At 36.5% G+C, this 21,173-nt stretch carries 17 protein-coding genes; 9 read left to right on the top strand and 8 right to left on the bottom strand.

Going from position 1 to position 21,173, the window contains the following annotated elements; translation table 11 throughout:
- Positions 1-19 precede the first annotated feature (19 nt).
- Complete coding sequence (locus LC457_RS05235) at positions 20-370, bottom strand: 4Fe-4S binding protein (RefSeq protein ID WP_047375361.1); 351 nt, start codon at positions 368-370, stop codon at positions 20-22.
- 59 nt (positions 371-429) lie between these two features.
- Here LC457_RS05235 and LC457_RS05230 point away from each other — a divergent pair, with 59 nt between their 5' ends.
- The 3 genes from LC457_RS05230 to LC457_RS05220 are packed head-to-tail and all read left to right on the top strand — an operon-like array spanning position 430 to position 2,682.
- Positions 430-1,464 carry an acyl-CoA reductase gene (locus LC457_RS05230; protein ID WP_223598925.1) on the top strand — a complete coding sequence of 345 codons (1,035 nt, stop codon included), beginning with the start codon at positions 430-432 and terminating at the stop codon, positions 1,462-1,464.
- A gap of 49 nt (positions 1,465-1,513) precedes the next feature.
- Complete coding sequence (locus LC457_RS05225) at positions 1,514-1,951, top strand: peptidylprolyl isomerase (RefSeq protein WP_223598924.1); 438 nt, start codon at positions 1,514-1,516, stop codon at positions 1,949-1,951.
- A 41-nt stretch (positions 1,952-1,992) separates the two neighbouring features.
- Positions 1,993-2,682: a Bax inhibitor-1 family protein gene (locus LC457_RS05220; RefSeq protein ID WP_223598923.1), complete on the top strand. Its 690-nt coding sequence runs from the start codon at positions 1,993-1,995 to the stop codon at positions 2,680-2,682.
- 749 nt (positions 2,683-3,431) lie between these two features.
- Here the strand turns inward: LC457_RS05220 and LC457_RS05215 are convergent.
- From LC457_RS05215 to LC457_RS05195, 5 genes are all read right to left on the bottom strand, one after another.
- Positions 3,432-3,680 carry a hypothetical protein gene (locus tag LC457_RS05215; protein WP_002980002.1) on the bottom strand — a complete coding sequence of 83 codons (249 nt, stop codon included), beginning with the start codon at positions 3,678-3,680 and terminating at the stop codon, positions 3,432-3,434.
- Positions 3,680-3,988 (bottom strand): co-chaperone YbbN, encoded by a 309-nt coding sequence (locus tag LC457_RS05210; protein ID WP_213279141.1) that lies wholly within the window; start codon positions 3,986-3,988, stop codon positions 3,680-3,682. The genes LC457_RS05215 and LC457_RS05210 overlap by 1 nt, the downstream gene beginning before the upstream one ends.
- 127 nt (positions 3,989-4,115) lie before the next feature.
- Positions 4,116-4,748: a peroxiredoxin gene (locus LC457_RS05205; protein ID WP_034698496.1), complete on the bottom strand. Its 633-nt coding sequence runs from the start codon at positions 4,746-4,748 to the stop codon at positions 4,116-4,118.
- Positions 4,749-4,895: 147 nt separating this feature from the next.
- Positions 4,896-7,835 carry a pitrilysin family protein gene (locus LC457_RS05200; protein WP_223598922.1) on the bottom strand — a complete coding sequence of 980 codons (2,940 nt, stop codon included), beginning with the start codon at positions 7,833-7,835 and terminating at the stop codon, positions 4,896-4,898.
- A gap of 33 nt (positions 7,836-7,868) precedes the next feature.
- Positions 7,869-9,062 carry a pyridoxal phosphate-dependent aminotransferase gene (locus tag LC457_RS05195; RefSeq protein ID WP_223598921.1) on the bottom strand — a complete coding sequence of 398 codons (1,194 nt, stop codon included), beginning with the start codon at positions 9,060-9,062 and terminating at the stop codon, positions 7,869-7,871.
- A 264-nt stretch (positions 9,063-9,326) separates the two neighbouring features.
- Between LC457_RS05195 and LC457_RS05190 the strand changes: the two genes are divergently transcribed.
- The 6 genes from LC457_RS05190 (at position 9,327) to LC457_RS05165 (ending at position 17,636) form a co-directional block, all read left to right on the top strand.
- Positions 9,327-10,664, top strand: coding sequence for a M20/M25/M40 family metallo-hydrolase (locus tag LC457_RS05190; RefSeq protein ID WP_223598920.1), 1,338 nt, complete (start codon positions 9,327-9,329; stop codon positions 10,662-10,664).
- Between the two features lie 98 nt (positions 10,665-10,762).
- A complete protein-coding gene (gene rsmG / locus LC457_RS05185) occupies positions 10,763-11,398 on the top strand; it encodes a 16S rRNA (guanine(527)-N(7))-methyltransferase RsmG (protein WP_223598919.1) in 636 nt (211 codons plus the stop codon).
- A 62-nt stretch (positions 11,399-11,460) separates the two neighbouring features.
- Positions 11,461-11,865, top strand: a complete 405-nt coding sequence (locus LC457_RS05180) for a hypothetical protein (RefSeq protein ID WP_047422686.1) — start codon at positions 11,461-11,463, stop codon at positions 11,863-11,865.
- Entirely contained in the window at positions 11,865-12,401 is a 537-nt protein-coding gene (locus LC457_RS05175; RefSeq protein ID WP_223598918.1) for a DUF922 domain-containing protein, read from the top strand. The genes LC457_RS05180 and LC457_RS05175 overlap by 1 nt, the downstream gene beginning before the upstream one ends.
- Entirely contained in the window at positions 12,398-15,085 is a 2,688-nt protein-coding gene (locus LC457_RS05170; RefSeq protein WP_223598917.1) for a PD-(D/E)XK nuclease family protein, read from the top strand. Before LC457_RS05175 ends, LC457_RS05170 begins: the two co-directional genes overlap by 4 nt.
- A gap of 187 nt (positions 15,086-15,272) precedes the next feature.
- Positions 15,273-17,636, top strand: a complete 2,364-nt coding sequence (locus LC457_RS05165; protein ID WP_223598916.1) for a patatin-like phospholipase family protein — start codon at positions 15,273-15,275, stop codon at positions 17,634-17,636.
- A gap of 145 nt (positions 17,637-17,781) precedes the next feature.
- On the opposite strand, the gene LC457_RS05160 is transcribed toward LC457_RS05165, so the two are convergent.
- Together LC457_RS05160 and LC457_RS05155 are read right to left on the bottom strand one after the other, a co-directional pair.
- Positions 17,782-19,740, bottom strand: a complete 1,959-nt coding sequence (locus LC457_RS05160) for a T9SS type A sorting domain-containing protein (protein WP_223598915.1) — start codon at positions 19,738-19,740, stop codon at positions 17,782-17,784.
- A 164-nt stretch (positions 19,741-19,904) separates the two neighbouring features.
- Complete coding sequence (locus LC457_RS05155) at positions 19,905-21,083, bottom strand: acyl-CoA dehydrogenase family protein (protein WP_223598914.1); 1,179 nt, start codon at positions 21,081-21,083, stop codon at positions 19,905-19,907.
- Positions 21,084-21,173: the final 90 nt, after the last annotated feature.

Raw genomic sequence — 21,173 nt, 5'->3', positions numbered from 1 at the left:
ATCATGAGACGGAATTTTTTTATTCGCCGTGTAAGAATGCTTTTTTATTAAGAAGAGATTCTTCAGATTCTACGTGATCTTCGTCAGGAACACAACAGTCTACAGGGCAAACCGCCGCACACTGAGGTTCTTCGTGGAATCCTTTACATTCTGTACATTTATCTGTTACAATGAAATATACATCATCACTTACAGGTTCCTGTGGTGCATCTGCATCTACAGTGAGTCCGGACGGCATTGTAATTGTACCTTGAAGAGCCGTACCGTCAGAAGCTTTCCAATCTACAGCTCCTTCATATATTGCATTGTTTGGACATTCCGGTTCGCAAGCCCCACAGTTAATGCATTCATCAGTTATTTTAATAGCCATCGCTAATTTTTTTTAAATTTGCACAAAATTACAAAATATTCCCCAATTTTAAAGTAATTATGAATACCGAAAATCAAGTTTTAGGACTTATTAAATTAAGTGATTATATAAAAGCGTTTTTAGCGAAGAAACCGGAAGATCACAATGAAGATGATGCAGATATTGAATTATTATTGAAAAGGTCTGAAATAGAGAATCCATGGTTTACTATTGATAATCAGAAATTTGCTTTACAGCAATGGGCTGATCTTTTGACTGAAGAAAATATCAAAAACTGGCTGGGAAATTATTCAATCTCTAAAATTTCAAAAAGAGTTGGACTTATTTTAGCCGGAAATATTCCTTTAGTAGGCTTTCATGATGTAATGTCTGTTGTGTTGAGCAATCACATTCCTGTTATTAAACTGTCTTCAAAAGATAAATACATGGTTCCGTTTTTATTAAAAAAATGGAATGAATTTTCTGATGGGAATGTCGTATTTGAATTTGTAGAGAAATTAGAAAATTTTGATGCAGTAATTGCTACAGGAAGCAATAATACAGCCAGATATCTGGAATATTATTTTAAGAATCATCTAAGCATTATCCGTAAGAACAGAACTTCTGTTGCTGTGTTGAAAGGTGATGAAACAGATGAAGAACTGCAGCTGCTGGCAAAAGATATTTTCCAGTATTTTGGACTTGGATGTCGAAATGTGACAAGAATTTTCATTCCGCAGGATTTTGTTATTGACAGATTATTTGAAAATTTCTTAGGATTTCAGGATATTATCAATCATAATAAATATGCCAACAATTATGATTATAACAGAGCGGTTTATCTTTTAAATCAGGATAAATTCTGGGATAATAATTTTGTAATGCTGAAAGAAGATGATAAACTTTTCAGTCCGCTTTCTGTAATCAATTTCAGCAGATATGAATCTTTGGATGACGTAAAAACATTTATTGCTGAAAACGAAGAAAATATTCAGTGTGTGGTGTCTAAAGAAGAGTTGGGATTGAATGCTATTCCGTTTGGGGAAGCACAAAATCCGGGGCTTGATACTTATGCAGATAATGTAGATACAATGAAATTTTTAGAACTGGTCTGATTTTCGTATCTTCCATCACTTATTTCACCAGATAACAAAAATGAATACTATGAAAAAATTATTGCTGGGAATTGCTCTCGTGGGTGCACAGTTGATATTTGCTCAGAAAGTAGCAGGTGTAAAGGTTGAGGGCAACCAGAAAAAAGAGCAACCGGCTGCTATAAGTAAAGAGAAAGTAAGTCTGTATAATGATAACTTTCTTAAGTTTGTTGATGCTTTACAGGCTTCAGACCGTAAGACAATTGACGGATTGCTTTCTGAAAAAGTAAAGGAAATTGTAACAGATAAAGTTCTTAAAAAGGTCAAAGAAGGCATTGACCCAAATAAAAAGCTTGAAATCTTAAAGGCAGGATATTATAAGACAATGGATGGAACTAATCATCCAAGCATTAAATATAAGTATGCCGGAGAATCATCATCCAATGAAGCTATTACAGCCGTATTTGAGGATGACGGAAAAATTCTCGGCGTATTGCCTGCGAAATAAGATTAAAAATTTAATTTCGATTAATAAAAAAAATATTAACTATGATGACAGATGTTTTAGTCGCTCATTCTTCGGACGTGGAGAAGGCGAGTTTTTACAAGAAGACATATTTGCATGTTGCTTTATCTATTCTTGCATTTATTGGAGTTGAAACGATATTATTGAAAACTGTTCCGAAAGAAATTATTTTCATGATGTTTGCCCAGAAATATATTTGGTTACTGATCATTGGAGTTTTCTGGTTAGCTTCTGTTTTAGCTTCTAAATGGTCACTTTCCCAAAGTAAATCTACTCAGTATTTAGGACTGGGTTTTTATATCCTTTTGGAAGCAATTATATTTATGCCTCTGCTTTTTATTGCAACCAATATGGCAGGTGGTTCAAATGTAATCTTCCAGGCTGCTACTTTAACTATCGCAATGTTTGCAGGTATTTCAGCGGTGGCTTTTACTTCTAAAAGAGATTTTTCTTTCCTGAGAAATATCATTGTAATTGGCGGGTTTATCTCCATCGGGCTGATTGCGGGAGGAATGATCTTTGGTTTTAACCTTGGATTGTGGTTCTCAGTTGGAATGGTAATTCTAGCTTCAGCTACCATTTTATATCAGACAAGTAAATTAAAAGACTCGTATGGGACTAACCAATATGTAGGAGCAGCGTTACAGTTATTTGCTTCTATCATGCTTTTATTCTGGTATATTCTGAGTATTTTGATGAGCAGAAGAAACTAATTGATGAGTTGTCTTATCTTTTAAAATAATAGTCCCGGTGATATTTCATTGGGATTTTTTTATTATTTAAACACAAAATTCACAAATGTTTTCACGAATAACACGAATTCAATAATATCAATAGGAATGGGCTTTAGCCCGTTTATTTTAAATGAATCTTTTCCAAAGGCTTAAGCCGAAACTTATAGAGATTATTTTTGACCACGGATTTCACAGATTGACACAGATGATTGCGTATATTTTTTGATGAATGAATTTTGTATCCTTCTATTTGTGAAATTTGTATCAAAATATTTGTGATATTTAAGATTAAACACAAATTGTCACTATGGTTTCACGAATAACACTGATTCAATAGGAACGGGCTTTAGCCCGTTTGTCTTTTGTGATTACCTTCCGATGGCTTTAGCCAAAACTTATAGTGATTGTAATTTTTTTTATAACCACAAATTTCACAGATTCACACAGATGATTGTGAATATTTATTTGTGAAATTTGTGCGAAAATTTGTGTTTTAAACCATAAACCCAAAAAATCCAAATGAAATTTCACCGGATTTTATTGGATATTCTTTAAAAGTTTTCATGCAACTAGCAGCTTCATGAGACTGGTTAAGGTCCTTTGAAGTAAGTTTTACTGTTGATGGAAAAAGATTCTTAAAGAATAGAAAAAGTATAGTAATGAGGAAAACCTCAGGTATTGTATTTTGTGTTTTTTACAATCTTTTAATTAAAAATAATCAAAAGATGTTATTTGTCGATTGATCCTAAAACTTTCTGAGCAAAAGAGTTTAAAGCATCTTTTTCACTCATTCCGTTTTGTACATTGGCGTGAACTTCTAAAGCTCCGCAAATGTTGGTAATCAATTCTCCTGCAACATTTAAGTCTTCTTCGCTTGTTCCTCTGAATTCGCAAAAACTTTCCAGTACCTCTAATGTTTTTTCAAGGTTTTCAGGAGTCTGATTCTGATAAAACTGTCTGATTACGGGTAATTTCATTATGCTAATTCGTTAAAAAGGTTAATTAAACTTTCTGTCTGGTTAGATTGAACCTGGTTTACCAATTCTCCGTTTTTAAAGATCGCGAAAGTAGGTAAGTTGTCCACTTTTGCTAATTTTCTGCTTTCAGGAAGCTTTTCAGCATCTACATATAAAAATGGAATAGAATCATTTTCAGATGCTAGTTTTTTGAATTTCGGCTTCATGATTCTGCAGTTTCCGCACCATGTTGCGCCATACTGAACAACTACTTTTTCGTTGTCGTTAACTATATTTTGTAGTGTATCTTCGGTTAATTCTGTGTACATGATTGTAATTTGAAAATTTATTAATTTGAAAAATGTGTCAATGCTTTGTAAAGAAGAAAATGAGATAATTTTTAACTATCCTGAGATTAATTTTCAAATTATCTCATTTTCAAATTAACACATTATATTAGTTCTTAGCTAAGTATTCTGCTGTAGAAGTTCTGTCAGCTTTCATTGCATCTTTTCCTTCTTCCCAGTTTGCAGGACATACTTCACCATGTTTTTGAACGTGTGTGTAAGCGTCAATTAATCTTAAGAATTCTTTTACGTTTCTTCCCAGAGGCATATCGTTTACCGCTTCATGGAAGATTTTTCCAGTTTCGTCGATAAGGTAAGTTGCTCTGTAAGTTACGTTAGAACCTGTGAAAACTTCGTTTCCATCTTCATCATATTCGAAATCCTGGTCAACAATACCCAAAGTGTTTGCTAATTGTCTGTGTGTATCAGCTAAAAGTGGGTAAGTTACTCCTTCAATACCTCCGTTATCTTTTGGTGTGTTCAACCATGCGAAGTGTACTTCGTTAGTATCACAAGATGCACCGATTACTTTAGTATTTCTTTTTTCGAACTCTCCTAAAGCCTCCTGGAAAGCGTGAAGCTCAGTTGGGCATACGAAAGTGAAATCTTTAGGGTACCAGAATAAAAGAACTTTTTGCTGGTTGTTTACTGCTTCATCAAGGATGTTGATTCTTAGATCGTCACCCATTTCCGACATTGCGTCAATTGTTAAATTTGGGAATTTTTTTCCTACTAAAGACATAATTTTCTGTTTTTATATTTAAATTTCTATGGCAAAGATATGAAAGATTCATCTATCGAACAAACAAATATTGATAAATAAAATCTATAATTATTTTTGACGTGTTGTTAAATAAAAAAGCCCTGACAACAGGGCTTTTTGTTTATTTTAGTAACCAAATACTTCGGTTAAATTAAGTTTTTTTACCTCACCTAATTTCTGCATATCAGCCTCATTTACTTTATCTTGAGAGGCGACAAGACAGTATGTGTAGTTTTTGTTTTTCATTTCCTTATCGTGGAATGTATTGATGTCTGTGAAAGACAGTTTTGGTGCCTGTTCATAGACATTCTTTCTCATGTCAAAGTTGTTTCCAAGTCTTTGAGATTTCAGATAAGAGAAGATGATTCCGTCCTGAGTGATTCTTTCAGAAGCAATCGATTTTTTCAATCCGCTTTTTGCGGTTTCAAATAACTGTTCAGATTTTGGAAGGGTAGTTAAAAGCTCATTCATTGCCGTTGTAGACTCATTGAATTTGTCTGCCTGTGTTCCTACATAAGCCATAATCATATCCTTGTCTGTTTTCTTGCTGGGAAGTGCAAAATAAGAGTACGTAGAATAAGCCAGTGCTTTAGATTCTCTGATCGTCTGGAAAACAATAGATCCCATTCCACCTCCGAAGTAGTTGTTGAACAGGCTTACAGTAGGAGTCGTTGAAGGATTGTATTGATCTGCGTTTCTTACCCAGAAAACCTCTGCCTGCACCATGTCATAATGAGCAAATAGTACTTTGTTTTTATCCGTCGGGATTTGAGCGAAAGTTTTAGACTTAGGAAGATCTTTTAAGGTTGCAGGAAGCTTGTGAACAGGTTTAAGAGATGCTACCACCTCGTTTCCTGATTTCGGACCGTAATACAATACTTTATGCTTGAAATTGAACAGGTCGTGAAGTACATTGATAAGGTCTTCTGCCTTTAATGCATCAAGTTCAGCATCGCTCAGTACATTGTTGAATGGATTCTGTGCGCCATATTGTGCGTAACTTCTCAGTCCGGCCATGATGGTTCCTTTATTTTGCTTTGCATTCGCTCTGGCTTTTTTCAATCTTGTTTTGTAAGCGTCAAGAGCTGCCTGATCTGCCTGGCAGTTTTTAATCAGATCTTCAAATAAAGCAATCGTTTTATCGAAGTTTTCATTTAAACCTTCAAGAGAAACATAGGTTTCTTCATTTCCGGCACCTACATTGAAGCTTGAAGCAAGTTTGTAAAACTCTTTACTGATAACTTCTGAAGATTTGTCCTTAGTTCCTAAATACTGAAGATATTCTGCAGCTATAGGAAGGATTTTGTTGTTCCATTTTCCGGAATCAAAGTGATAATACATTCTGAATAGCGCATTGTCTGTATTTTTTACAGAAAGTACGTCTACGTCGGCTAATTTGTTTTTAGCGATGTCTTTATCATAATTTAACCATACCGGAGCAATAGGGTTTTCAGGCATTTCATCAATCTTCTTAAGGAAAGGGGACTGATCTTCTCTGTTAACGGAAACCGGAGTGATTGTTGGTTTGTCAACTTTTACAATGCTTTTGTCTTCACCTTTTCTTTTGTAAACCGCAACGTAGTTGTTATTCTGAAGATATTTGGATACGAAATCCATGATATCTTTTTTCGTCAGTTTTGAAATTTCGTCTACATATTCAAGTGTCGCTTTGTGGTCAACGTCTGAAGTGAATTCATCCATCAGGATGCTTGCTCTTGACGAATATTTTTCATCTTTCTGAATAATACCTTTCTTCTCGTTGTTCACGATAGACTGAATAAGATCATCAGAGAATTCTCCTTTTCTTAATTTATCAATTTCCTGAAGAAGAAGATTTTTTACTTCATCCAGAGATTGTCCTTCAGTGGGTTTACCTTGTAAAAGTAATACTGAATAATCTTTTAAAGCATAAGAACCTGCATAGGCTCCCAGTAACTTTTGTTTTTTTACAAGATCAAGATCAATCAATCCTGCCTGTCCGTTGGTCAGCATGTTTCCAACAAGGTTCAGCATTCTTGCATCTTTCGTGGAAGCACCAGGAAATCTGAAACCAAGCATTACATTTTCAGGATTAGGCCCTGTAACTTCTTTTACAATTGGAGCTGTAATTGCTTTTTCCTGTCCAACTTTGTATTCAGGAATTGCTTTAGGCTTCATGTATGAGAAAGCCTTGTCTATTTTTGCAATCACTTCATCCGGGTTAAAATCTCCGGACATGATGATTCCCATGTTGTTGGGAACGTAATAATTATTGTAATATTCTCTGATAGCGTGTAGAGAAGGATTTTTCAAATGTTCAATCGTTCCGATGGTTGTCTGCTTTCCGTAGTTATTGTTAGGGAAAAGGTTGGCAAACATCGTATCGAAAACTTTGTCCCCATCATCATCAAGAGATCTGTTTTTTTCTTCATATACTGCTTCAAGCTCTGTGTGGAAGAGTCTTAAAACAGGCTCCCTGAATCTTTCAGCCTGTACAGCAAGAAATTTGTCAAGAACATTGGATGGTACATCTTCTGTGTATACCGTTTGCTCAAAGGAAGTGAAGGCATTAGTTCCGTCAGCTCCCATACCGGCCATCATTTTGTCATATTCATTTGCAATTGCATATTTTGCAGCCTCTCCGGAAACCTTGTCAATCTCTTTATAGATTTCTTTTCTTTTAGCTTCATCCTTAGTCTGGTTGTACTTTTCGTAAAGAGCATCAATCTGGTCTAAAAGAGGTTTTTCTTTCGCCCAGTCTTTAGATCCAAACTGATTGGTTCCTTTGAAAAGCATATGCTCCAGATAATGGGCAAGACCCGTGTGATCTGCAGGGTCGGTTTTGCTTCCTGCCTTTGTGGCGATATACGTTTGAATTCTTGGGTCCTTGTTTGTTGGACTCAAAATAACTGTTAATCCGTTTTTTAAGGTATAATACCTTGCGGAAGTAGGGTCGTTGGTAACGTATTTATACTTATAGCCATTAGAATTTCCTTCTTTCCACTGGAAATCCTGGCCAAAAGCATGTCCTGCAAAACTTGCAGCGGCAATACTCGTTGCGATGGTTAGTTTTTTTAACAGATTCATTGCTGTTGTGCTTTATTTTGGGTTATTAATTTGTTAGTTGAATTGTTCCAATAAATTTTTGATTCGCTTCATTGCTTCTCTCAAATCTTCCTCAGATGCAGCGTAAGAGAATCTGATACATTCCGGGCTTCCGAAAGAGAATCCGCCGACACATCCTACATGAGCATTTTCCAGAAGGAACATGGCAAAGTCATCAGAGTTCTTAATTTCAGTTCCGTTCAGGGTTTTTCCGATATAGTGCGAAATATCCGGGAAGAAGTAGAATGCAGCTTTTGGAAGCAATACTTTGAATCCTGGGATTTCTTGGATCAGTTCGTATACAAGATCTCTTCTTTCTTTGAAGGCATCAATCATGTATCTGTATTCAGAAGGGTCTGTTTTCAATGCAGTGATAGAGGCTCTCTGTGCCACGGTGTTAGCTCCGCTGGTCATCTGTCCCTGTACTTTTTCACAAGCTTTTGCCAGCCATTCCGGACATGCAGAATATCCAATTCTCCATCCTGTCATGGCAAATGCTTTTGACATTCCGTTGATTACCGCTGTCTGTTCATATACTTCTGGAAACTGTGCAATAGAAGTTGTTTTTGTTTCGTAATTGATATACTCGTAAATCTCATCAGAAATTATCGTTACCTGAGGGTATTTGGCGATAACTTTTGCAATGGATTTTAATTCGTCGTAAGTGTAATACCCCCCCGACGGATTACATGGAGAACTGAAAAGTACCGCTTTGGTTTTATCTGTAATAGCTTCTTCAAGCTGTTCTGCTGTTACTTTAAAGTCTGTTAAATAAGAGGTAGGAAGCATTACAGAATTTCCACCCATCATTTTTACCATTTCATCATAGCTTACCCAATACGGAGCAGGAAGAAGAACTTCATCACCATCATTGATAATAGATGCAAGAACGTTTAAAATAGCTTGTTTGGCACCATTTGAAACACAGATCTGGGTAGGTTTGTATTCCAGATTATTATCTCTTTTTAATTTATAAGCAATAGCCTCACGCAGTTCCAGAAATCCCGGAACAGGAGAGTAGTGGCTGTAGTTTTGGTTGATGGCATCAAAAGCTGCCTGTTTGATATTGTCCGGAACATCGAAATCCGGCTCGCCAAGAGTTAAGCTGATTACATCTATTCCGTTGGCTTTCATTTCTCTGGCTTTGTTTGACATTACGAATGTCTGTGAGTATCCTAATCTTTTTACTCTATCTGAAAGTTTATCCATCTATTTTTTGAATTTTAACAAATATATAATAAAAACGTCTTCTGGGGGTAATAAAAGTAGGGGTACTTAAAAGATTTTTGTCAGGTTTTGAATATATTTTCTCTGTTTGGAATTGTTATGTTACTTGAACAGAGATAAACAGTTGACTCGTGTTTTGGCCAAATAACAATCAGTAATATAAGGATAAATGGAAATTTTGATTAAATAAAAAATACTTCCGAAGTTAAGGGTTTCGTATCTTTAAACAATCAAGATCATTATTCTATGAAATATTCCGTTTTTTTATTGCTGATTTCCTGTACTGTCTTTTCTCAGAAACATTCAAAAGATGATGAAGTGAAGAAATATGTCTCGCAGGTGAGTGAAGATTCATTGAAATCATACATTGGTAAGTTGGTAAGCTTTGAAACCAGACATACCTTAAGCACGGTGGATGATCCAAAGCACGGAATTGGGGCCGCAAGGAATTGGGTAATTGAAAAATTCAATGATTATGCTAAAAATTCCGGAGGAAGAATGGAAGTTTATCTGCAGCAGGAGGATCTTCAGCCGGATGGAAAACGAATTGATAAAGCAGTCAGTCTTGCAAATGCAGTTGCCTTTCTGAAAGGCACAGATCCTGATGATAAAAGGATTTTCCTGATCGGCGGACATCTTGACTCAAGAGTAACAGATGTGATGAACCGAACTTCAAAAGCACCGGGAGCCAATGATGACGGCAGTGGAGTAAGCGCTGTTATTGAATCTGCAAGGATATTAAGCAAATCTTCATTTCCTGCCTCCATTATTTTTGTTGCTTTTTCCGGAGAAGAACAATCACTGTTGGGCTCTAAACAATTGGCTGAAAAAATTAAGAAAGAAGGGTTGCAGTTGGAAGCCGTCCTGAACAATGATATGATTGGCAATCCTAAAGCAGGAGAAACAGGAGAAGTCAATACCCGTATACTCCGTGTATTCAGTGAAGGTCTGCCGTATAAAGATCTTGACAAAAAAGCAATGGCAATCAGAAATCTTGGTTTTGAAAATGACAGCGAATCCAGACAGCTGGCAAGATATATCAAAGAAATCACAGAACAATATATCAAAGGACTTGAAATAAAACTGATCTACAGAAATGACAGGTTTTTGCGTGGAGGAGATCATACCAGCTTTGTTAACAACGGATTTCCTTCTGTAAGACTGACCGAGTATTATGAAAATTATGACCATCAGCATCAGGATATAAGAATAGAAAACAATAAGCAATATGGTGACCTTCCGGAATTTATAGATTTTAAATACCTGAAGAAGAATGCGGCTGCCAATATTGCGGTACTTGCCAATCTTGCGAAATCCACGTCAAAACCCGAAAAAGTGGAAATGGACGTTAAAGAACTTACCAATTCTACAACCCTGCATTGGGAAAAACCAAAGTCAGGAACTCCGGCAGGTTATTATGTGCTGGCACGGGAAACAGACAGTCCGGTATGGCAGAAAAAAATATTTACAACAGCACTTTCCATTAAAGTTCCGCTTTCCAAAGACAATTATATTTTTGCCGTACAGACCATCAGTCAGTCCGGAAACCTGAACGTGCCTGTAATTCCGGGAATTGCGAAGTAATGATCTCTGTTGAAAACAAGGGATCAGGGGGCTGCCGGGAAAAGTAGATTTGAATACAAGAGAAATAAAACTTATTTTTGTGGTTTATAATAATTCACATGTCTGCATCGTTACTATTAAAATATTTCCCGGATCTTACTGAAAAACAGAAAGAACAGTTTTCGCAATTGGAAAATCTGTACAATGAATGGAATGAAAAAATCAATGTAATTTCCAGAAAAGATATGGAGTCGCTGTATGAAAAGCATATTCTCCACTCTTTGGGAATTGCAAAAGTGATGGAATTTGCGCCGGGAACAAAAGTTTTGGATATCGGAACCGGAGGTGGTTTTCCGGGAATTCCTCTGGCGATCCTGTTTCCTGAGACAGAATTTACTCTGATTGATTCTATCGGTAAGAAAATCAGTGTAGTACAGGCAGTGGCAGAAGGGGTAGGATTGACGAATGTAACGGCTATCCACGGAAGAGCAGAAAAGCTGAAAGAAAAATTCCACTTTGTAGTCAGCAGAGCGGTAACCCAGATGCCTGAATTTTTAAGATGGCTGAAAGGAAAATTTGAAAAAGAACAGTTTAATTCTAAACATAACGGAATTTTATATTTAAAAGGTGGTGATCTTGCAGAAGAACTGGCCGGACTTAAATGTGAAATATTCAATCTTAAACACTATTTTGATGAAAAATTTTTTGATACTAAGAAAGTAGTTTATGTATCAAAAGGTAATTTTAATTCCTGATTTTTATGTAAATAAGGAATAATTTTTGCTAATATTTGTTAATAATCAGAAAAGTAAAGGTTATGAAAAAACTTTTAAATATTGGATTTTCAGTATTGCTGTTTGGCGGGCTTCTGGTTTCGTGTAATGATGACGATTACCATACAATCGAATCTATCGATAAAATCAAAATAGACAGTGTAAAAATTGTCAATGATACCATGGATGTTTTCGCAATACAGAGCATAAAAACTTATTCTACCTATCCATCTCATTGTGAGGGTTTTTATGGCTATGATTATGTTTACAATAATGATCTTGACAGAACGGTTACTTCCTACAAATATATCACAAACGGACCTTGTGCGCAGGGAAATTATGTAGGAGGCAATCAAATCAACTTCAGTCCGCAGAGAAAAGGAACCTATACTTTTAAATTCTGGAACGGAGGAAATAACTGGATTACGAAAACAATTGTGGTAGAATAATGAGATTGACTTTTGTATTGTGCTTACTGGCAGCTGAGTTGGTATTCGGACAAAAAATTACCTGGGAGGAAGGCAGAAAGCTGACCTGGGATAATTTTAAAAGCCCGGTTAATAAGAAAAAAAATCCCGATGTAGCAGCATATACCCATTGTGGCTGGGAGTTTTCCTCTATAAAATCTTCCAATCCAAAAGCGCCGGTTACGATTACCATCAAAACCATATTTAACGAAGAGAAATCCTGGAAAGACGTGAAAAAGATGGATGATTACATTCTTCTTCATGAGCAGAAGCACTTTGATATTGCAGAATTATTTGTAAGAAAATTCAGAAAGGCAGTCGCTGAAAAAATCAGGACTTCCGGTGATTATAACAAGTATTTCAAAGCCATTTATGACGGGATATCCAATGATTACCAAGACTTCCAGATGACCTATGACAGAGAAACCCGTCATGGAATCAATAAAGAAAAACAGGCAGAATATAATAATACGATTTCTGAACAACTAGACAACCTAAAAAGCTATCAAGCCCCTTGAAATTCCTCAATAAGATCATTCACGAACTGCTGGCGCAAAACCCGGATCTTTCTGCGTTTAATATCATTCTGCCCGGAAAACGTCCCATTGTGTTTATCAGACAGATTCTGGAGGAAAACAATTATTCAGGGCTTCTTCCCAATTTTTTTACCATAGAAGAACTTATCAATAAAATTTCTGATCAGCAGCCGATTCAGGGAATTCCATTGTGGCTTTTCTCATTCGATGTGTACAGAAGTCTGAATCTTATTCCCAGAGATGATTTTTCGGACTTTTTGAAGTGGTTTCCTACGCTGCAGAAGGACTGGGATGATATTCTCAAATTCTCAGACAGTGATCAGGCAGTTCTGCAGTATATGTTTGATGAGGAAAGGATTAAAGAATGGGCTCAAAACCTTGGGGATGATGAGGATGTTCCAAGAAAGAAGTTTCTTAATTTCTGGCAGAATATGAACGTTTTTCTCCCTGTTTTAAAAGAGAGACTGCGGGAAAAAAACTGGGCGACTTCAGGAATGATTCATGAGGCGGCTAAAGCTAAGATTGCTGATTTTGCTAAAGATACCAAAGAAGAATTTGTCTTTTGTGGATTCAATGCCTTTACTCCGGTAGAGGAAAAGCTGGTAAGAAATCTTTTGAAATGGAATAAAGCACAATGTTTTTTTCAGGCAGACCGTTATTATTTCAATGACGAAAGACAGGAAGCAGGAAAGTTTCTTAGAAACCATAAAACCTGGAAAGAATTTGATGATAACAGGACTTTTCAATGGATAGAAGACGATTTTAATCAACCAAAAAAAATTAAAGTATATGAAGTATCCGGAAATGTGACTCAGACGAAAGTACTGCCGGAAATTTTTAAGGAAATCAATAATAAAACCTATTCCAATACAGCCGTGGTATTGCTGGATGAAAACCTTCTTCCCGCAAGTCTGGATGTAATGCATGGTGTGGATAATCTGAATATCACAATGGGATTCCCATTGAAGAACCTGTCTTTCTCCAATGCTGTGAAACGTCTGTTCTATTTGCAGAAACAACTTGAAAAAAATAAATCTTCCTATTACTACAGAGACGTTTTTCCGATTCTGGAAGAACTGCCCAAATCTGATGAAGACGAGCTTCTTATCAACGATTTTAAAGCCAAAGTAGAGGAGCGGAATATTGTTTATATTTCTAATAAGCTTCTGCATGAACTTCTGAGTGGGTTGTCGTATTTTAACCTTCTTCAGAAAGCCCAGGGGACAAATGTTTATCTGGATATGCTTATTACGTTTTGCCAGCAGGTAAAATGGCTTGAAATAGACGATATCCAGTATGAGAATGTTTCACACTTTGAAAATGCATTCAGGATCATCAAAAATCAGCTGACTCCTTACAATATTGAGATCAAAATGGAAACGCTGGAAATTCTGATCAACCAGCATATTAATTCTGAAAGTATCGATTTTCAGGGGGAACCGTTGAGAGGACTGCAGATCATGGGATTGCTGGAAACGCGTCTCCTGAATTTTGAAAACGTTATTCTGCTTTCTGTCAACGAAGGAAAACTTCCTCTTGGAAACTCTCAGAATACCTATATTCCTTTTGACATCCGAAGGTTTTTTGATCTTCATACTTTTCTGGAAAATGACAGCATCTATGCCTATCACTTTTACAGGCTGATTCAGGATGCGAAGAATGTACACTTGTTATATAATGCTCTAAGTTCCGGAGTGAATACAGGGGAGAAGAGCCGTTTCATTACACAGATTGAAATGGAGAGTTCCCATGAGATCGAACATCTGATTATTGAAAATTCTTCTGAGCCTATTACCACCAAACCTATAGAAATTTCCAAGACGCAGATTGTACAGGACCGCCTTCAGAAATGGAAGGAAAAAGTATCTGCATCCCACCTTACAAGTTACCTCTATAATCCGATTGATTTCTACCTTTCCAAGATTTTGAATACCTCGGAAACGGATGAGATTGAAGAAGAGCTGTCTGTGAAAAATTACGGAAATCTCGTCCATTATTCACTTCAAGAAGTGTATGAGGTATTGAAGGGTAAAGTTTTAAAAGAAAGCGATTTAAAAGATTCAGTTAAAGCGATAGATCACTATATAAATATTGCCATTGAAAAGCTGAAACATCAGCCGGAATTCTATGAGAAGGGAATGAATTATATTCATAAAGCCATTGCTAAAAAAGTGATTGAAAATGTTCTTACCCATGATCTTGAATTGATAAAACAAGGAAACAAACTGGAGATTGTTGATATCGAAAGAAGGTTTGAAAACATTGATTTTCCTTTGGATGGAAATGATAAAATTTCTTTCTTCGGATTCATTGACCGGATTGATAAACTGAACGGCACTTTAAGAATCATCGATTATAAAACAGCCAAGATCAAAAATCTCAGCGTTAAAATTGATGGAGATAACGTAGCTGAATATTTCCACAACAGTGAAAGAAAACAGGCGCTTCAGCTTTGTATTTATCATTATGTGGTGCAGCATCTTCCTGAGTTTTGGGGATACCCGATTGAAACTGGAATCTGGAGCTTTGCAGATGCTAAAAAAGGAATGGTTTCCCTGCAGTTTGACAAAGGAAATATTGATGATGCCATGAAATCAGTCAAAAGTCTGATCCTTGAAATTCTGAATCCGGATGTCAATTTTGTGGAAACAATAAAAACCTATTAAAATTATTTAATATTGATGAAGTGATATTTTTTTTGCTTGGAAATCAATAGGTTAATTATTTAAATCGACAGGCTGAAATACATTGATTTACTTCGTAAAAACAGCCATAAAGCAGGTAACTTTTTGTGTATCTTTACTACTTATTAAAAGCTTTCAAAGTTTAAATCAGATACATTAAGCATCACCAATGAAAAAGATCCTGATATTTTTTGCCATCGCTTTCTCTCTTATTATCAAATCTCAGCAAAAGAATGATTCTCTGAATATTGCCCTTCAGAATGTGACCAAAGACACTAAATTTGGCCTTGCTCTCAGTGGTGGCGGAGCAAAGGGTTTTGCACACATTGGGATTCTGAAGATGATTGATTCATTGGGGATTAAGGTAGATTATATCACAGGAACCAGTATGGGGGGGATTCTGGGCGGTTTGTATGCGATGGGGTACAATGCGGACCAGCTGAAGCATACGATCTATAAAATGGACTGGAACAGGATTCTGAGTAATAAAATTCCTTACAGCAAAGTCAATATCAGTGAAAAAGATGAGTATGACAAATACATTCTTGAATTTCCCGTAGTCAAAGGATTTCCGACTCTCCCAAGCTCGTATATTGAAGGGCAGTATATGGGAGAAGTTCTTAATACACTTACTTTCAATGCAAAACATATCAATGATTTCAGCAAATTGAGAATTCCTGTTCAGCTTACTTCTTCCGATATCGAAAACGGAGGCCTGGTGATGCAGAAGCAAGGCTCTTTACCGCTGGCTATTCGTGCTACATTGGCAATTCCTGCAGCTTTTGCACCTGTTTATATTGACGGGAAGCTTTTGGTAGATGGCGGATTGGATCGTAATTATCCGGCCAATGAGGTTCGGGAAATGGGAGCAGATTTTGTGATCGGAGGATATACGGGCTTCAGGCTTTTTACCAAAAAAGAAATTGAAAATCCGATGAAGATGATTTATCAGACTCATGCGATCCGTTCGGTAGAGGATTTTAAACATCAGAAGGAGCTGTCTAACGTATTGGTAGACTTTGTAGATCCTTTGGGAGAGATTACAACGAAGGATTTTGCCAAATTCAGGAGGATCATCAAAATTGGAGAGGTAGAAGCCAGAAAGCACCTTCCTGAGTTTGTAGCCCTGGCGGAAGCTCAGCGAAAAGCAGGAATCCAATATGAACATCAGATGATTGAAGAGGTAAAACTGCCTACTACAAAATTTACTTTCAATGAAGAAGATGGAACTCCTATTACCGATGCAGCAGAAATTGAGGTGCTGAAGAAGCAAATGGGACTGACGGAAGGGAAGTATTACGATGCAAAAACAGTAAACGAAGCAATAGACAGGGTATTCGGAATGCGCCAGTATGTAAAGGTGTATTATACGTACACCAATGAAAATGAAGGTCTTGTGATGAATGTTTTTGTGAAAAGAGCAAAAAAAGGGGCTTTTAAGCTGGCTCTGCACTACGATACAGAACAGTCGGTTGGGATTATTGTTAATTATACCTACAGGAATATTCTCCTGAACAGGTCCAGATTTTTAGCAACTGTAGATATTTCAGAACGTTTTAAGGCTAAACTGGCTTATCAGCAGTTTCTGGACAGCGGAGAACGTTTGTGGCTGGATCTGGAAGCCAAGATGATTAATCTTAAAAGTAATGATCTGAATTTCAGATTGTATGATGTAAATGATGATGGCAGCGACCGTTTTCCGAACCATATGTACCGTAATATAACAGGAAAGATTGCATTGAACTATAATATTAATCCAAATGCTTATCTGTCATTGGGAACAGAATTCAGTACGGAAAGAATGTACAGTTTACTGGATAAAGTGGATCAGTCAAAAGTGGATAATTACAGTAAAAAACTATATAACCACAGTAATTTTAACACATTCCTGAAGTTTGAACAGAACAGCCTCAACAAAAGATACTTCACAACAAAAGGGAATCATCTTCAGGTGAGTACAAGATTTTATTACGGAGATCAGTATGAACTTTACGATCTGAATACCGTGCAGCCTCTTCTGTATCTGATACTAAACCCTAAAGATTCCTATTATTACGAACCTAAAAACCTTATTTCTTTTACTTTGAATGAGAATTTTTTCTATCCGATTACAAGAAGACTCACAGTTAAAGCGAATGTATTTTTGGGCGCAAGTTTTGGATCAAAAAGAGATAATCAGGTTCCTTATCTATTCCTGAATCAGAAATATAACCTTGGAGGAAGTGAATATAATTATGACCTCTTAAGCCCTGAATTCAATGGTCTTCGTCAGAAAGAACTTCCTATGACTTCTGTTGCCAAAACGGCAATCTCACTTCAGTACAGGATTATGAAAAAGCTCTATCTTACTCCTTCGTTCAGCTATGGAAAAGTGAGTGAAGAGCTTTCTCCGTTTAATGAAAGTTTTGATATGTTCGGGTATGGAGTAAACCTTGGATACGAATCTCTCATCGGCCCTATAAGTATCAATGTTTCCAGAAACAGCCAGCTTGATTTTTCAAGAATCTATTTCAGCGTTGGTTTTAAGTTTTAAGTATAAATAGAATTTTATACTTGAATTATTAATTTAGATAGTGTTGTTTATTGTTCATTATATCAATGATTTTGCTATGAAAAAGCACTTCATTGCTGAAGTGCCAAAAATTAACTTGAAATGAGATATATAAGAGTGATTGATTCTAAAGTTTTACTTTTTTATTAATGACTTTACCATTAGAAAGCGTAACCTGTACCAGATAAATTCCAGGTTCTAAGTTTCGGGATTCAAACTGTAGTCTGTTAACTTCCTGCTGAACAATCAGAGCACCGGAAATACTATAAATGCTGATGTTTTTAATATCATTGCCGGCTTTTGCAATAATTTGCTGCTTTTGAGTGAAAATATCGGCATTGTTCTCAGAAGAAAGTTTACCTCCAATTGCTTTGCTGAACTGAAGATTATAATATGGAGTTACTACTTCAAACGTATAGTTTTTATTTTCGAGATCCTGTACATTAATTCCTCCGGCTTCACGGTATTGTTGCTGAGAAATACTTTTGATCAGTGTTTTATTTTCATCAAAAACGTTTACAGCACTAAGTTCATCCTGATTAACTTTTAATTGCAAAACCGAAGAGTTGACAGACTGTATGATTTCGTTTTCAGGAACTTCTTTAGGCGTGTTTTTGATGTATGGAATTATTTTATTTTCATTGTTTTCCGATACTTTTAATAAATAAACCCCGTCTTTTAAAGTGGATAAATTTTGTTCACTGGCTGTTCTGCTCTGAGCTTTTTCTTTATTGAAATCTGTTATTTCAACCAACTGCATATTGCCCAGATCCGGTTTTATTTGTGAGGATAGAAGAACCTGTTTTTCAGATGTTTTTTCAGCTGACTGTTTTCCAAAAATAGATCCTGCAATTGCCCATTCATTAAGAAGTCCGCCGCTTCTCAATGTATTGAATTTAGCATTTGAAGCCAAAGTGAAAGGTAGAATTCCCCCTACATGCCCAAGCGGTCCCCAGTAAAAGGAATCCAGCTTGTATTTATTCAGATCCCACCATGCATAATAGCCGCGTTGAACATCAATAGTTTTAGAAGTATTTTCAGGTGGAATAGCTAAATCAACCGTAGAATGGCCTAATGTCATTGGAGTTTTGTTGTACCAGTCGTACACATCCTTTGGCTTCATGCACTGTCTGAGCTTGTTATTGGGATTATTGGTAACATCATTCACGAAATTTGTAGTAAAGAGTTTTCTCCATATCACAGGACCCCATAAAAGTCCGCCATTATCCTGAACAACGTGATAATTATATTTATCAAGATATTCTGCGGAAATGACTTCTGAAATGTTGTTATTATATGTTTTGTATCCCGTATTGTTGCAGGTATGAAGGACATTGGCCAGGAATGAGGTAAACGGATATATATCTTTTTCAAGAACTCCTTTATTCAAAGTCACTCCCGAGAAATCATAAGGTCCGTCGCCCATATATGCATATTTGAATTTGATATTATTGGGATTCGAGATGCTTAATCTTTTTAGAGTAGACATCGCGGCATGGGCCCCTTGGGAATATCCGGCTAAAAAGTATTCGTCATACCGTTTAATACCCTGTTGTGAGAGGACTTTATTGGCAGCAGTAATGAAATCGATGGTAGCTCCCGCTTCGGTAGCGTAATCAACATATGGGTGAACTCCGTCTCCGGTTCCCATTCCTACATAATCAGGAGCCATTAAAATATAGCCATTGAGTACGTAAGACAATTCAACAACAAACCCTGCTGTTAATGCTCCTTTGAAATTAGACGGAACATTATTCCTGCTGTCTGTTGTTCCGTGGTCAGAAACTACTGTTGAAAGCTTAAACGGTACGTTAGGATACATGAGTAATCCGGTAGCTTTTACAAGAACATTGTTTTCGTTTTTGGTGTAGTAAGTAATCTTGTAGCCTTTCAGACCGACATTAAAGCTGTTCAGGTAGTTGGCAAATTCCGGAGCATCCTGATCGCCAAGGTTATTGGAGATAAAATTGATGACTCCCTGTGGCGTTAAATCCAGTTTCTGTTCTGCACTTACGACATCTCCAGCCTGCTGTGCAAAGTAGAATGGAGCGGCAAGACCTAGTAAAAAAGTTGTAATTTTTCTCATATTGATGTATTTTCTATGGTATTAAGGTAATAACTTTAATAAATCCCATAAAATATTATGACATCAATAATTATTCATTGAATATCAATTCTCTGTAATGTGAGTAAAATAAAAGAGTCTGACCGAAGGCCAGACTCTTTTTATTTTTATATATTTTGAATTTTTTAGAAAGCGTTGATTCCTGTAATGTCTAATCCGGTGATCAGCAAGTGAACATCATGTGTTCCTTCGTAAGTGATCACAGATTCCAGGTTAGCAGCGTGTCTCATCATTGGGAATTCACCCATGATTCCCATACCACCAAGGATCTGTCTTGATTCTCTGGCAATTTCAATAGCCATATTAACGTTATTACGCTTAGCCATAGAAATCTGAGCCGGAGTAGCTTTGTGAGCATTTTTAAGATTTCCTAACTGAAGACATAATAACTGAGCTTTTGTAATTTCAGTTAAGAATTCAGCCAGTTTTTTCTGCTGAAGCTGGTAAGAACCGATTGGTTTTCCAAACTGTTTTCTTTCCTTAGCATACTGAACAGCAGTACAGTGGCAGTCGATAGCTGCACCGATTACTCCCCATGAAATTCCATATCGTGCAGAGTTCAGACAAGATAAAGGTCCTTTCAGTCCCGTTACTCCCGGAAGAAGGTTTTCTTTTGGTACTTTTACATCATTGAATACCAATTCTCCTGTTTTTGAGGCTCTTAAGCTCCATTTATTGTGAGTTTCAGGAGTGGTGAAACCTTCCATTCCTCTTTCAACGATCAATCCCTGTACTTTTCCTTCTTCATTTTTTGCCCATACTACAGCGATATCGCATAGAGGAGAGTTGGTGATCCACATTTTAGCCCCATTCAAAAGATAATGATCTCCCATATCTTTAAAATACGTTTCCATAGAACCCGGGTCTGAACCATGATTAGGCTCTGTCAATCCAAAAGATCCGATCATTTCTCCGGCAGCAAGCTTAGGAAGATATTTCTTTTTCTGTTCCTCAGAACCAAATTCATTGATAGGAAACATCACCAAAGAGCTTTGTACCGAAGCTGCAGAACGTACTGCTGAATCTCCTCTTTCCAACTCCTGCATAATCAGACCATAAGAAATCTGGTCTAATCCTGAACCGCCATACTCAACCGGGATATAAGGTCCCAATGCCCCGATTTTCCCTAATTCTCTCATAAGATTAGGTATATCAGTATGATTTTGAGCGGCCTGATCAATCTGCGGCATTACAAAACTTTCAACCCAGTCTCTTACAGATTGGCGGATTAGTTTGTGTTCTTCAGTAAGTAAAGCATCAATTCCATAATAATCAGGGATGCTTGTAAGAGGATAATATGACATGATTTTTTGATTTGGTTAAAAGTAACATTTTTCGTGGTGTCTTGAAAATTTTTTTGAAAACTTATCTTTCAGTTGGTTTTCAGACAGATA

Origin of the sequence: Chryseobacterium sp. GVT01B, from assembly GCF_019970045.1 — a bacterium.
GTDB lineage: Bacteria > Bacteroidota > Bacteroidia > Flavobacteriales > Weeksellaceae > Chryseobacterium.
The sequence above is the reverse complement of the archived record's forward strand: the minus strand, read 5'-3'. Positions and strand labels throughout refer to the sequence as shown.

What these genes read in the sequence shown, in the direction of transcription:
- LC457_RS05205 (WP_034698496.1), bottom strand. Translation starts at nt 4,748, where the DNA reads ATGTCTTTAGTAGGAAAAAAATTCCCAAATTTAACAATTGACGCAATG.
- LC457_RS05235 (WP_047375361.1), bottom strand. Translation starts at nt 370, where the DNA reads ATGGCTATTAAAATAACTGATGAATGCATTAACTGTGGGGCTTGCGAA.
- LC457_RS05160 (WP_223598915.1), bottom strand. Translation starts at nt 19,740, where the DNA reads ATGAGAAAAATTACAACTTTTTTACTAGGTCTTGCCGCTCCATTCTAC.
- LC457_RS05165 (WP_223598916.1), top strand. Translation starts at nt 15,273, where the DNA reads ATGAAAAAGATCCTGATATTTTTTGCCATCGCTTTCTCTCTTATTATC.
- LC457_RS05220 (WP_223598923.1), top strand. Translation starts at nt 1,993, where the DNA reads ATGATGACAGATGTTTTAGTCGCTCATTCTTCGGACGTGGAGAAGGCG.
- LC457_RS05180 (WP_047422686.1), top strand. Translation starts at nt 11,461, where the DNA reads ATGAAAAAACTTTTAAATATTGGATTTTCAGTATTGCTGTTTGGCGGG.
- LC457_RS05155 (WP_223598914.1), bottom strand. Translation starts at nt 21,083, where the DNA reads ATGTCATATTATCCTCTTACAAGCATCCCTGATTATTATGGAATTGAT.
- LC457_RS05190 (WP_223598920.1), top strand. Translation starts at nt 9,327, where the DNA reads ATGAAATATTCCGTTTTTTTATTGCTGATTTCCTGTACTGTCTTTTCT.
- LC457_RS05230 (WP_223598925.1), top strand. Translation starts at nt 430, where the DNA reads ATGAATACCGAAAATCAAGTTTTAGGACTTATTAAATTAAGTGATTAT.
- LC457_RS05215 (WP_002980002.1), bottom strand. Translation starts at nt 3,680, where the DNA reads ATGAAATTACCCGTAATCAGACAGTTTTATCAGAATCAGACTCCTGAA.
- rsmG (WP_223598919.1), top strand. Translation starts at nt 10,763, where the DNA reads ATGTCTGCATCGTTACTATTAAAATATTTCCCGGATCTTACTGAAAAA.
- LC457_RS05175 (WP_223598918.1), top strand. Translation starts at nt 11,865, where the DNA reads ATGAGATTGACTTTTGTATTGTGCTTACTGGCAGCTGAGTTGGTATTC.
- LC457_RS05225 (WP_223598924.1), top strand. Translation starts at nt 1,514, where the DNA reads ATGAAAAAATTATTGCTGGGAATTGCTCTCGTGGGTGCACAGTTGATA.
- LC457_RS05210 (WP_213279141.1), bottom strand. Translation starts at nt 3,988, where the DNA reads ATGTACACAGAATTAACCGAAGATACACTACAAAATATAGTTAACGAC.
- LC457_RS05195 (WP_223598921.1), bottom strand. Translation starts at nt 9,062, where the DNA reads ATGGATAAACTTTCAGATAGAGTAAAAAGATTAGGATACTCACAGACA.
- LC457_RS05200 (WP_223598922.1), bottom strand. Translation starts at nt 7,835, where the DNA reads ATGAATCTGTTAAAAAAACTAACCATCGCAACGAGTATTGCCGCTGCA.